Consider the following 12,809-nt stretch of genomic DNA (forward strand, 5'->3'; position numbering starts at 1 on the left):
GATCAGCGCTTGGAGTACTGCGACGCCTTGCGGGCCTTCTTCAGGCCGTACTTCTTGCGCTCCACCGCACGCGGGTCACGGGTGAGGAAGCCGGCCTTCTTCAGGGCCGGACGATCATCGGGGGTGACCTCGATCAGCGCGCGAGCGATGCCGAGACGCAGCGCGCCGGCCTGGCCCGAGGGGCCGCCACCGACGAGCTTGGCGAAGATGTCGAACGACTCGGTGCGCTCGACGGTGACCAGCGGCGCCTTGATGAGCTGCTGGTGCACCTTGTTCGGGAAGTACTCCTCGAGGGTGCGACCGTTCAGTTGGAACTGACCGGTACCGGGCACGAGGCGCACCCGCACCACGGCCTCCTTGCGGCGGCCGACGGTCTGGATCGGGCGGTCGATGACGACCGGCTCGCGCGAATCGGCCGGGGCCGCCTCGACGTCGGTGTCGTAGTCATCGGCGGCCTGCTCGACGGCCTCGACGGCCTGCTCGACCGCGGACTCGGCGGCAGCGGTGTCGTCACCGGCAGCGGCCTGGACCTCGGCGGCGTTGTCCACGGCGGCCTCGACCGCCTCGTCGCTGATGTTCTCGTTGCTCACTGGGCCACCTGCTTGATCTCGAAGGGCACGGGCCGCTGGGCCTCGTGGGGATGGTTCGGGCCTGCGTAGACCTTCAGCTTGGACGCCATCGCGCGACCGAGCTTGGTGTGGGGCAGCATGCCCTTGATGGCCTTCTCGACCACGCGCTCGGGGTGGCTCTCCAGGAGTTCCGCAGTGGTCTGGACCTTGAGCCCACCCGGATGCCCGGAGTGGCGGTAGTTCAGCTTGCGCTCGGCCTTGTTGCTGGTCAGCGCGACCTTCTCGGCGTTGATGATGACGACGAAGTCACCACCATCGGCATGGGGCGCATAGGTCGGCTTGTGCTTGCCGCGGAGCAGGTTCGCGCTCTGCACGGCCAGCCGTCCGAGCACCACGTCGGTGGCGTCGATGACATGCCACGCACGCGTGATGTCACCGGCCTTCGGGGTGTAAGTGGGCACAGTTGTCCTCAACTCTTCAGATGTGGGTGCTGGTCGGATGCGATGGCAGAGGTTGCTCCCGGCGACCAGTGGGGACCCGGGCCTCGACGATCCCTGACAGTCGCCTGCCGAGAGATGCCACGCACCAGCGGTCCAGGTTACGCGAGCGCGCTGGTCAGGGTCAAAACGACCTCATTCCGGCGCGATCCGGACCGACGACACCGCTCGTTCGCACTGCACATCCACCGCCTCGCCCGCACCGCCGGCCTGACAGCCGACCGAAACCTGCAGTCCGTCGTCGACGAGGACGTACCAACGGATCGCGGTACCCGAGGCCGGCGCCTCCCGGTAGCTGATCACGTCGCGACCCATGAACCGGGTGGTCGGCGAGAACTCGGTGACGACGTCGTCGCCGCGCTGCCGTATCCGATTGCCCAGGCTGGTCGCCACCGACGCCAGCGTCGAGTCGGACCGGACCTCGCTCTGGACCACCAGGATCCTTCGCCCGTCGTCGTGGTCGGCGAACACGGTGCGGTCGGCCCGGTCGCCCCCGCGATCGGACGCACCCAGTTCGGTCTGCCGCCAATCCGCGGGTACCACCACGCTCGTGCGCCCCAGCGTCACCCGCCGCTCCGGGGCCGCGTCGTCGCCGCCGCGTTGCAGGAACCCGACTCCCCCGGCGATCACCGCCACCGCGACGGCGATCGCGCCCGCGGCCCAGATCCACCGGCCGGTCGGGCGCCGTGGCGCCGTGGGGGCCGGGCCGACCACGGGCGCCACCGGTGGGTCGCCCGACTCGGTACGTCCGGTGCGCCCTCCGTAGCGCCTGATCAGCTCGCGGTCGACCGCCAGCACCCGGCCGGCGACGGCATGCGTCGACACGACCTCGACGGCCCGGGTCACCTCCGCGGTGTCGGCGCCGTCGACGAACACCGCCTCCACCGAGTCGTCGACGATGGACTCGGTCACTGCGGCGACGTCGGACGCGTCGGGTTCGATGACCTCGGTCGCCTCGATCTGCCACCCGGCCGCGGTCCGGCGCAGACGCGCCACGTCCCACCGCGCCCGGTGCGGCCGGGCGGGGTCGGATGCCAGGGTCGGCCGGTGCGTCGTCTCGACCACGGCGCAGCGTTGCATCGCGCCGTCGGAGTGACTGCGCGCGATGAGCACCGCACGCGGGACGAGGGTCACCGTCGTCGGCAGGTCCGCGGTGGCGCGGTGCAGCACCGACGAGCGCAGCCGGCCCCAGGTACTCGGATAGCCGATCACCACCGGCAGCGGGCCGTCCGGGCCGTGATCCGGCAGGCCGAGGTCGTGCCAGACGGCCTGCCAGGCCTGATGGCCGTAGCGACGCACACCACCGACCGTGACGGTCGGGACGTCGACGGCATCGAGCAGGGCGGTGACATCGGTCGTGCGCGCACCGGTCAGGTGTAGCTGCCCGTAGGCGAGGTCGACCACCGTCGGTCGTCGCGCGGCGGGTACCACGACGGTCACACCTCGGGTTCGACGTAGCCGACCTGGATCATCTCCTGCGGCCGCGTCCGGGAGATGAGCTCACCGCGCCCCGGCACGAGCTGCTGCATACGGACCCGACCCGTGATGTAGCCCTCGTCGCGGTCGCCGCTCATCAGCAGGATGTCGCAGGACAGGTCCTTGAGGCGTCCGATCAGCGGGTCGAACATCGCCCGTCCGAGGCCACCCGAGCGGCGCGCCACGATGATGTGGAACCCGATATCGCGGGCGTGGGCGGCCAGATCGACCAACGGCAGCAGCGGGTTGCCCGACGCCGCCGCCACCATGTCGTAGTCGTCGATGACCAGGTACACGTCCGCGCCCGTGTAGTACGACCGGTCCCGTAGCTGCTGGGGCGTCACGTCCTCCGGCGGGAGCCGCGCACTGAGGATCTCGGCCAGTTGCACCATCATCGGCGCCGCCTTGTTGGCCGAACTGGCGTAGCCGCCGAGGTGGTCGCCCTCGATGATGCCGAGCATCGTCCGCCGATAGTCGATGAAGACGATCTTCACCTCTTCGGACGTCGAGTTGCGGACCAGTCCGCGCACGATGTTGCGCAACAGCGTCGTCTTGCCGTGCTCGACGTCGGCGAACAGCATGAAATGCGGTTGGCTGGTGAAGTCGAGTACCACGGGCGCGAGTTCGAGCTCGCCGACACCGACGGCAACCTGATTGGGCCGCAGGGTGATCCCCGCGTTCGCCACCAGTTCGTCGACCTCCTGCTGGGCGATCTCGACCCCGAGTTTGCGCACCGCCATGGCCTCGCGCCCGCGGTACGCACCGGCGAGCTGGTCCACGGCGTGCTGGACACCGGCCGGCAGCGACTCGGGTGAGGGCACGCCGTCGAGGCGCGGCAGCGCGATCAGCATGTGCAGTTCCTCGGGCGTCAGTCCGCGTCCCGGCCGACTGTGCGGCACCAACGCCGCGGCGCGGCGGCCCATGTCGGAATCCATCGCATCACCGAGCTTCAGCTCGATCCGGCTGCCGATCAGGTCCTTCACCCCCGGCCGGACCTCGGCCCACCTCGACGCCGAGACGATCACGTGCACGCCGTAGGAAAGACCCTGCTGCACAATCGTGTTGATCTGTTCTTCCAGGAAGTCGAGTTCATTGCGCAGGACACCGACGCCGTCGAGCACCAGGAACACGTCACCGTGCCGGTCCCCGGCCAGCGGATCGGACGGGTCGAGCCCACCGCCGGCGAACCAGTTCTGCCGTCGCGCGCGGTAGTCGCGCATCGATTCGATACCCAGTCGGGCGAACAACAGTTCCCGACCGCGCACGATCGCGCCGACCTCGGCGACGGTGCGGCGCACCGCGTCCATGTCGCCCCGCGACGCGACCGACCCCACGTGCGGCAGTCCCGCGACGGACGCGAGGCTACCGCCACCGAAATCGAGGCAGTAGAACTGCACCTGCTCGGGCGTGTGGGTGGCCGCGGCGGACATGATGATCGTCCGCAGCGCCGTCGATTTGCCCGACTGTGGTCCACCGACCACCGCGACGTTGCCCGCCGCCCCACTCAGGTCCAGGCGGTGGTGGTCGCGGCGCTGATCGTACGGTCGATCCACGATGCCGATGGCGATCCGCAGATCGCCCGCCGCGCCGGGGGTCGTCCAGTCCCGGCGCCCGACGAGCTGATCCACGGTCGACGACTCGTCGAGCGGCGGCAGCCACACCTCGTGGGCGGGCGGACCATGGCCGGCCATGCGACCCACGAGGGTGTCCAGCAGGGTGGGCACCGCCGCCGCGGCCGGGTCGTCGTAGGCGGGCAGGTCCGGGGTGGTCGGTGGCTCCTCGTCGAGCAGCGCCTGCGCCTGGTCGAGCACCGACGAACTCGCGGCACCGTCCTCCAGCGGGACCGGGAGTGCGGTGAACACCTTCATCCGTCCGCGCGGACCGTTGTAGACGGGGCCGTCGTCGATCGCGCCGTCGGCGGCGACCGGCGAGTAGTACGGCCCGGACACGTAGGAGGTGTTGAATCGCACCGGTTCGGCCGAGTCGCATTTGAGGTATGCCGAACCGGGCACGCTCGGTAGGTGGTAGGCGTCCGGCACGCCCAGCACCGAGCGGGATTCGTTGGCCGAGAACGTCTTCAGACCGATCCGATACGACAGGTGACTGTCCAGCCCGCGGAGTTTGCCCTCTTCGAGACGTTGCGAGGCCAGCAACAGATGGATGTGCAACGACCGGCCGAGACGACCGATCGCGACGAACAGCTCGGCGAAATCGGGCTTCTGCGAGAGCAGTTCGGAGAACTCGTCGACGACGATGAACAACGCGGGCAGGGGTTCGAGCCGCACGCCGGACGCCCTGGCACGTTCGTAGTCGGTGACATTGGCGAAGTTGCCGGCCGACCGGAGCAGCTCCTGGCGGCGGTTCATCTCGCCGGACAAGGCGTCCTTCATGCGGTCCACCAGCGGGAGTTCGTTCTCGAGGTTGGTGATGATCGCCGCCACGTGCGGGGCGGACTCCAGCCCGAGGAAGGTCGCACCGCCCTTGAAGTCGACCAGTACGAGATTCAGCTCGGTCGGTGAATGGGTGGCCAGCATCGCGAGCACCAGGGTGCGCAGGAACTCGGACTTGCCCGAGCCGGTCGCGCCGATGCACAGACCGTGCGGGCCCATGCCACCGTGCGCACTCTCCTTGATGTCGAGGTCGACCGGCGTGCCGCCGGGTGTGTATCCGATCGGCACCCGCAGGCGATCGCGGCCGGTCCGACCGCGCCAGTACACCGCGGGATCGAACCGTGCCGCATCGGTGATACCCAGGAGCGCAGGCAGTCCCGGGTCGCTCGAGGTGGCCTCGGACTCGAGGTTCGCCAGGGCCGCCGCGGTGGCGAGCCGGTAGCGCGCCATACGTCGGGCCAGCGTCTCCACCTCCGGAATCGTCAGCGAGTCCATGTCGGCGAATTCCTCGACGCCGAAGGCGCTGCGCGCGGCCACCTTCCGGTTCCGCACCACGAGCTGCAGACCCCGGCGCGCGGCGAGTCCGTCCGGTGGTGCGGTCAGGTCGAGGACCGTCACCCCTTCCATCCCCGCGTCGTTGATCAGCCGCTCGTCGCCGGCGACGTAGCCGTCGTCGAGGATGACCACCAGATGCGACCTACCCGGCGTCGGCGGAGCGGAACGGCTGAACCGGCCGCGCTCCAGCAGGTCGGTGGCCATCGAGTTCTCGAAGTCGGCGAGTGTCGGATAGATCATCCGCATCGCGCCCAAACCGTCCCGCAGTGTCGGATGGCCAACGTGCGGAAGCCATTTCGCCCAATCCCAGGCCTCGCCGGCCGGGTCACCGGTGATGATGACGATGTGCAGGTGGTCGGGACCGTGGAACGCGCACAGCTCCACCACCATCGACCGCACGAGATCGCGGGTCTCCTGCCGCGCACCCTCGATGTTCACCGCCGGGAAACCGCGTAGCGAGATCGACGTCGGGAGCCGGTGCACCACGGAGTGGGTGCGCACGAAGCGGCGCAACGCCACCATCGACACCGGCTCGATGTCCTCGAGTGGGCCCGTCTCCGGCGGCATGAGCCGGGTCGCCAGCCGCTGCGACCCCACTCCGACACGGACATGGGCGAAATCGCTGTCGGTCGGACGGCGCTCCCACATCCGGCGGGTGCCCACGATCTCGAGCAACGCGGCCGGATCGGGATGGCTCCACGACAACGCCGCCCGCTGGGCATCGACGGTCTCGAGAACCTGCGCACGCGTCTGGCCGAGATAGCGGAAGTAGTCCTTGCGTTCCTCGTTCAGTTCGGCGGCGCGCTTGCCACCGCCGCGACCTCCTGCGGCGAACATGCCGAACATCGACATCAGCATCATCAGCGGGAACATCATGAACAACGGATTGGCCAGGATGTTTCGGCCACCGGTCGCGAACATCATCGCGATCATCCCGACCACCGCGACGACCATCACCACCGGCAGCAACTTCATCAGCATGTTGCCCGGGACCACCCGCGGCACATCCGGCGGCGGTGCGATGTTCAGCTCGCCGCCGGGAGTGCGCGGAGGCGTGATCCGGGGTCGACGGACAAACCCCTCCGTTGTGGCGACCACTCGATGTTCCCCCCGACCGCCCCGGCGGATCCGAATTGATCCGGCCGGGCCGCACTAGTACACAATTGACGCGGTTCGCTATGTTAACCGCGAACCGGGCGGGGAGGATCCACCAGATGTCGACTCTGGATGCGCAAGCGATGACGGCTCGATCGCCGGGCCAGGGACACGGCGCCGGTGCGCGCGGCGACGCGGGCATCGAGCCCGAACTCGTGCGGGTCTCGATCCTGGGCGGGAACACACAGCTCGATGTGGGTCTACCTGCGGCGTTGCCCATTGCGGCACTCATCCCCGATGTCGTCGCGCAGATCGAGTCCCGTAATCCCGCACGCCGCGACCCCGACGATCCGGACGGCGCCGACGGTCGCCCGTACGACCGTCAGAACCGCTGGACCCTCGGTCTCGTGGGACAGGAGCAGATCGCCCCGAACAGGTCGCTGGCGGAATCCGGCATCCGTGACGGTGACCTGCTCGTTCTCCGTTCCACGCGCACCGGTGAATCGCCGGCGCTGTTCGACGACGTCGTCGACGCTGTCGCTCGTTTGAATGAATCTCACTTCGCCAGTTGGTCACCGACCGCCGCGCGATATGCGGGACACACCGTCGCCATCCTCGCCGCGATCGCCGCGGCGGTCTCGCTGGGCGCCTTCCGGTCCACCAGCGGAGCCGTGTGGATCGCCGGCCTCGGCGCGCTCGCCGCAGTCGCGCTGCTCACCGCCGGGACCATCGTCGCCCGGTACTACCGCGACGAGACCAGTGCCGCGGTGCTCGCCGCGGCCGCCATGCCGCTCGTCTTCGTCACCGGCATGCTCCTGACACCCGGCCGGTTCGGGTCCGCCCACCTCACCCTCGGATGCGCACTGACACTGGTCGCCGCGGTCGTCTCCTATCGGTTGACCGCGGTGGGACCCGCGTTGCACAGCGCGGTCACCACGGCCACGCTGCTCGCCGGTTTCGGTTGTGCCGCCGAACTCCTGCTCGACGCGACGGTGCCCGACGTCGCCGCGGTCCTGGCCGCCGTCGGACTGCTCGTGGTGGCGCTCGCCCCGCGGGCCACCATCATGCTGGCCAAGCTGCCCCTGCCACCGGTACCCACGGCGGGCGCGGCGATCGACACCGAGGACATCGAACCGAAGCCCGCCATCGAGGGAATCGGCGCGATCGGTGCGATGGCACTTCCGAAAGCCGATGCCCTCGAGCGCCGTTCGTTCGTCGCGAACGCCTATCTGACCGGCATCGTCGCCGGTACGACGCTGGTGAGCGCGGTCTGCGCCGTCCTCGCCGCCGCCCCGCTGACCGGCTTCGCCCCCAAGACCGCGGCGTTCGCCGCCATCATCGCCGTGGTCCTCTGTCTGCGCGGGCGGTCACACAGCGACCTCGCCCAGGCCGCCTTCCTGATCGCCGGCGGTTCACTGGCGCTCATCGCGCTGGCCACCGGTTTCGCTTTCGGGGCCGACAACTGGCCCGTCATCGCGTTCGCGGTGGGGATGGCGATGGTCGCCGGAGCCCTGGTCCTCGGTGTCGTCGCGCCCAGGCAGGAGTTCTCGCCGGTGATGCGGCGCAGCGCCGAGATCATCGAATACATCCTCGTCGCGATCATCGTGCCGCTGCTGCTGTGGATTCTCGACCTGTACCGGATCGTCCGGGAGATCTGACGTGGGCAGGCACGGTGTACACCCGGCCCACCCGCCCCGCCTCCGACGTCCGTTCGGGATCGTCGGTGCGCTGGCGTCGACCGTCCTCCTGGTCGCGGCCATCGGGAGTGCGCCGGCGAGCGCACTGACCCCACCGACGGTCGATCCCTCGGCACTGGTGCGATCGGCGCCGGTGGCACCGCCGGAGCCGACCGAGCAGCGCACCCTCTGCGCCAAACCGCTGGCCACAGGTCGGCATGACAACGCGAAACCCACAGCCGCACAGGCAATGATGAACCTTCCGGACGCTTGGCGATTCAGCCGCGGCGCGGGACAGAAGGTGGCCGTGATCGACACCGGCGTGACCCCGCATCCGCGGCTGGGTCGAGTGCAGGCCGGGGGCGACTACGTGTCGTCGGGCAACGGCCTGACCGACTGCGATGCCCACGGCACACTGGTCGCCGGCATCATCGCCGCCGAACCCAGCCGCCACGACGCCTTCGCCGGCGTCGCACCGGACGCCGCCCTGATCTCGATCCGGCAGTCGAGCGGCGCGTACTCCGCGAAAGACCAGCGCAACCGCGACAACACCGATCCGACCGTCGGCTCCGGATTCGGGTCGGTCCGCACCCTGGCGAACGCGGTCGTGCACGCGGTGGACCTCGGCGCCACCGTCATCAACATCTCCGAGGTGGCGTGCGCGAGCGCCGGCACCCGACTCAACGACAGGTCACTCGGCGCCGCCGTCAAGTACGCCTACGATCGCGATGTCGTCGTGGTGGTCGCCGCAGGCAACCTGTCACAGAATTCCGGTTGCCGGCAACAGAATCCGACACCGGCGCCGAGTGACACCGGCGGATGGGGATCGGTGAGCACGGTCGCGAGCCCCGCGTGGTTCTCACCGTATGTGCTCGCCGTGGGGTCGGTCGACGCCGGTACCGGCGCACCGAGCGGCTTCAGTCTGAACGGCCCCTGGGTCAGCGTGGCCGCACCGGGCACCGACATCGTCAGCCTCGACAGCACCCGCGGGTCGGCGAAACTGGTGGATGCCCAGCAGGGCCAGGACGGCCCGATACCGATCGTCGGAACGAGCTTCGCCACGCCGTACGTGGCCGGTACCGTCGCCCTCGTTCGCGCCCGGTTCCCACGCCTGGGAGCGAAGCAGATCATGGAGCGGATCACCCGGACCGCCCACGCCCCGGGTACCGGGCACGACACGCAGATCGGTTACGGCGTCATCGATCCGGTCTCCGCGCTGACGAGTGAGATCCCCGGCGAAGGTCCGGATCCCACCGACTCGAAGGCCATCGCCGCGCCGGCCGCCGAGCCGATCCCCGACCACACCGCACGCAACGTCGCGCTCATCGGGGCAGGCGTCTGCGTCGCGGTGATCGCGGCAGTCCTCGGGATCGCGCTCCCCCATCGCCGCGTCCGGCGTCTCGGGCCCGACGAGTACTGATCCCGCCGCGCAAGGGCTATCCGGACTACTTCGCGGTACGTGCCGGGCGCAACTCGCGCGGCAACGCGAACGTCAACGTCTCGTTGGCGGTGTTGACCGTGTCGACGGTGTCGTAGCCGTACTCGGACAGGAAGTCCAACACGCCCCGGACCAGGACCTCGGGCACCGACGCCCCGGACGTCACACCGACGGTGGTCACCCCGTCGAGCCAGGCCGGATCGATCTCACGCGCGTAATCGACCAGATGCGACGCCGACGCCCCGTTCTGCAGGGCCACCTCGACCAGCCGCACCGAATTCGACGAGTTCTTCGAACCGACCACGATGACGAGCTCGCACTGCGGCGCCATCGCCTTCACCGCCACCTGGCGATTCTGGGTGGCGTAACAGATGTCGTCGCTCGGCGGGTCTTCCAGCAACGGGAATTTGGTGCGCAGTCGCTTGACCGTCTCCATCGTCTCGTCGACCGACAGCGTGGTCTGCGACAGCCAGATGACCTTCGACTCGTCCCGCACCACCACATCGTCGACGTGGTCGGGACCGTCGACGAGCTGGATGTGCTCCGGAGCCTCACCCGCGGTGCCCTCGACCTCTTCGTGACCCTCGTGGCCGATGAGCAGGATGTCGTAATCATCCCGGGCGAAACGCTTCGCCTCCTGGTGCACCTTGGTCACCAGGGGACAGGTCGCGTCGATGGTCTTGAGACTGCGCTCCGCCGCGGTCCGGTGCACCTCCGGCGACACGCCATGCGCCGAGAAGACGACGATCGCCCCCTCGGGCACCTCGTCGGTCTCACCGACGAACACCGCGCCGCGATCCGAGAGCGTCTCGACGACGTGCCGATTGTGCACGATCTCCTTGCGCACGTAGACCGGAGCACCGTGCTTGTCGAGAGCCCGCTCCACGGTCTCCACGGCACGGTCCACCCCGGCGCAGTACCCACGCGGTTCGGCCAGCAGGACTCGCTTGCGATCAACCATGGTGTCCAGGGTACGGGTCGATCGTGGTCCCCCGCCCCACTCCCGGCTCGCTCCCGGCTCGCTCCCGGCGTCGGGGTGACTCAATACCACATGGAATGGCAGAGTAGGACCATGGTTCATGCTCCCTACCCGGCCCGGATCGCCGCGGGCCTCGTCGTCACCGCGATCGAGGAAACCCGAAAACTGCCCGCGCTGGTGGTCACGCTGCCGATGACCGCGGTCAGCCAGACCCTGCAGGCCGGCATGCGGCTGCAGCAGAACTTCGCCGAACTCGCCATCAAGGGTGACCTCGCCCTCGAGACGTTGTTCGAGAAGCCCGCCGAGCAACCGGAATGGGCGCGCTTCGACGATGACGACGACGCCATCGACGCCGAGGCGGACCGCACCCCCATCGAGAGCCGCGGAGAATCGCCCGCTGTGACCGATGACACCACTGCCGGCGCCGATGCACCCGCCCCCGCGAAGGCGCCTGCGAAGAAGACCGCTGCGAAGAAGGCGCCGGCACAGCGGACCCCGCCCAAGAAGACGAACAACACCGGGCCGACACCCACCACCGACGAGAAACCCGCCGAGCCGTCGTCCGGACGCTTCGCGCTGTACAGCGCACCGCCCGAGGATCTCGTCACCCGCGACACCGCCGACGGGTCCGCGTCCACGGGCGTGGCCGCCTACGACGGACCGGTGCCCGAGATCGTCGAATACATCGAATACGACAACCTCACCCTGGCCCAGCTCCGCGCGAAGCTGCGCACCGTCGGACTCGACGAACTGGAGCAGCTCGTCGCCTATGAGAAGTCGACCAAGGCCAGGGCGCCGTTCATCACGATGATCGACAATCGCATCACCTCGCAGAACAGCAAGCGGCAACCGACGACGTGACGCCAGATCAGGCCGCATCCCAGCCGGCCGGGTCGGGGGCGCAGTCGGCGAATTCGGCCGAGAACCCGTGGCCCGTCCGCACCGTCAACACCAAGATCGCCGACTGGATTCACCGTCTGGGCCAGATCTGGGTCGAGGGACAGGTCACCCAGATCAATCGTCGGCCGGGTACGCGGGTGGCGTTCCTCACCCTGCGCGACCCGGCCGCGGACATCTCGATCTCGGTGACCTGCAGCCCGGATCTGTTGTACCGCACCGAAGTACCACTCAGCGAGGGCAGCCACATCGTGGTACTCGGCCGGCCCACGTACTTCACCGGCCGGGGCACGGTGTCCCTGCGGGTCACCGACATCCGGGCGGTGGGAGTCGGCGAGCTACTGCTGCGAATCGAGCGCCTGCGCCAGCTGCTCACCGCCGAGGGCCTCTTCCATCCGCGCCTGAAACGGCCACTTCCGTTCCTGCCCAAAGCGATCGGACTGATCAGCGGGCGGTCGAGCGCCGCCCAGCGCGATGTGGTGGCGGTGGCGACCGGCCGATGGGCCGCGGTGCGATTCGAGGTGCGGGACGCACCGGTGCAGGGACCGACCGCGGTCCCCCGCATCCTGACCCATCTCGCGGCCCTCGACCGCGATCCCGACGTCGAGGTGATCATCATCGCCCGTGGCGGCGGCAGCGTGGAAGACCTTCTCCCGTTCTCCGACGAGGCACTCCTCCGGGCGGTCGCCGCATGTACGACGCCGGTCATCAGCGCGATCGGACACGAACCCGACACCCCGCTGCTCGACCTGGTCGCCGACATCCGCGCGGCCACCCCGACCGACGCCGCCAAACGGGTCGTCCCCGACGTGGCGGCCGAGTTGGCCGGCATCGACGAACTGCGTCGGCGCAGCGCCCACGCCCTGCGGAACTGGGTACGCCGGGAATCGCATGTCGTCGACGGGCTACGGGCGCGCCCGGTCCTGGCCCGGCCCTTCACCATGATCGACGCGCACGCGGACCGCGTGGACCGCGCGCGGCGCGACATCCGGCGCGACATCCGGCGCCGTCTCGACGTCGAGGACCGGCGGCGCGAGCACCTGTCGGCCCGACTCGCCACACTGGGACCGGCGCAGACACTGGCCCGCGGCTACGCGGTGGTGCAGCGCACCGACGGCGACCACCCGCACGTGGTGGGCGCCGTCGCCGAGATGCCGGTCGGCGCCCGGCTCCGGATCCGCGTGGCCGACGGCGCCGCGACGGCGCACGTAACCGAAGGAGATGACGCGTGAACGGG

The 12,809-nt window shown here is 69.4% G+C and carries 9 protein-coding genes; 4 read left to right on the forward strand and 5 right to left on the reverse strand.

All coding sequences use genetic code 11. The annotated features are described in order from the left end of the window. Positions 1 to 2 precede the first annotated feature (2 nt). The 4 genes from rpsI to eccCa all read right to left on the reverse strand — a co-directional run bounded on the left by rpsI (position 3) and on the right by eccCa (position 6,585). Positions 3 to 590, reverse strand: a complete 588-nt coding sequence (gene rpsI / locus D7316_RS07640; RefSeq protein ID WP_124707754.1) for a 30S ribosomal protein S9 — start codon at positions 588 to 590, stop codon at positions 3 to 5. Continuing rightward, entirely contained in the window at positions 587 to 1,030 is a 444-nt protein-coding gene (gene rplM / locus D7316_RS07645) for a 50S ribosomal protein L13 (protein WP_124707755.1), read from the reverse strand. Before rplM ends, rpsI begins: the two co-directional genes overlap by 4 nt. 171 nt (positions 1,031 to 1,201) lie before the next feature. Continuing rightward, the gene (locus tag D7316_RS07650; RefSeq protein WP_331852563.1) at positions 1,202 to 2,506 is read right to left on the reverse strand and encodes a type VII secretion-associated protein; all 1,305 of its coding nucleotides are present in this window, start codon (positions 2,504 to 2,506) and stop codon (positions 1,202 to 1,204) included. Then, on the reverse strand, positions 2,503 to 6,585 hold the full coding sequence (gene eccCa / locus D7316_RS07655; protein ID WP_124707756.1) for a type VII secretion protein EccCa: 4,083 nt from the start codon (positions 6,583 to 6,585) through the stop codon (positions 2,503 to 2,505). Before eccCa ends, D7316_RS07650 begins: the two co-directional genes overlap by 4 nt. Positions 6,586 to 6,701: 116 nt before the next feature. Here eccCa and eccD point away from each other — a divergent pair, with 116 nt between their 5' ends. Both eccD and mycP read left to right on the forward strand, forming a co-directional pair. Then, a complete protein-coding gene (gene eccD / locus D7316_RS07660) occupies positions 6,702 to 8,240 on the forward strand; it encodes a type VII secretion integral membrane protein EccD (protein ID WP_408609993.1) in 1,539 nt (512 codons plus the stop codon). 58 nt (positions 8,241 to 8,298) lie between these two features. Next, the gene (gene mycP / locus D7316_RS07665) at positions 8,299 to 9,678 is read left to right on the forward strand and encodes a type VII secretion-associated serine protease mycosin (RefSeq protein WP_124711186.1); all 1,380 of its coding nucleotides are present in this window, start codon (positions 8,299 to 8,301) and stop codon (positions 9,676 to 9,678) included. 25 nt (positions 9,679 to 9,703) lie between these two features. On the opposite strand, the gene D7316_RS07670 is transcribed toward mycP, so the two are convergent. After that, a complete protein-coding gene (locus tag D7316_RS07670) occupies positions 9,704 to 10,657 on the reverse strand; it encodes a 4-hydroxy-3-methylbut-2-enyl diphosphate reductase (RefSeq protein WP_124707757.1) in 954 nt (317 codons plus the stop codon). Positions 10,658 to 10,768: 111 nt separating this feature from the next. Here D7316_RS07670 and D7316_RS07675 point away from each other — a divergent pair, with 111 nt between their 5' ends. Together D7316_RS07675 and xseA are read left to right on the forward strand one after the other, a co-directional pair. Next, complete coding sequence (locus D7316_RS07675) at positions 10,769 to 11,536, forward strand: lipid droplet-associated protein (RefSeq protein ID WP_124707758.1); 768 nt, start codon at positions 10,769 to 10,771, stop codon at positions 11,534 to 11,536. After that, positions 11,533 to 12,804, forward strand: a complete 1,272-nt coding sequence (gene xseA, locus D7316_RS07680; RefSeq protein ID WP_124707759.1) for an exodeoxyribonuclease VII large subunit — start codon at positions 11,533 to 11,535, stop codon at positions 12,802 to 12,804. The genes D7316_RS07675 and xseA overlap by 4 nt, the downstream gene beginning before the upstream one ends. The last annotated feature ends 5 nt before the right edge of the window (positions 12,805 to 12,809 follow it).

It is taken from the genome of Gordonia insulae, from assembly GCF_003855095.1.
Classification (GTDB): domain Bacteria; phylum Actinomycetota; class Actinomycetes; order Mycobacteriales; family Mycobacteriaceae; genus Gordonia; species Gordonia insulae.

Coding starts and splice junctions, on each gene's coding strand:
- D7316_RS07675 (WP_124707758.1), top strand. CDS start 10,769: ATGGTTCATGCTCCCTACCCGGCCCGGATCGCCGCGGGCCTCGTCGTC.
- eccD (WP_408609993.1), top strand. CDS start 6,702: ATGTCGACTCTGGATGCGCAAGCGATGACGGCTCGATCGCCGGGCCAG.
- D7316_RS07670 (WP_124707757.1), bottom strand. CDS start 10,657: ATGGTTGATCGCAAGCGAGTCCTGCTGGCCGAACCGCGTGGGTACTGC.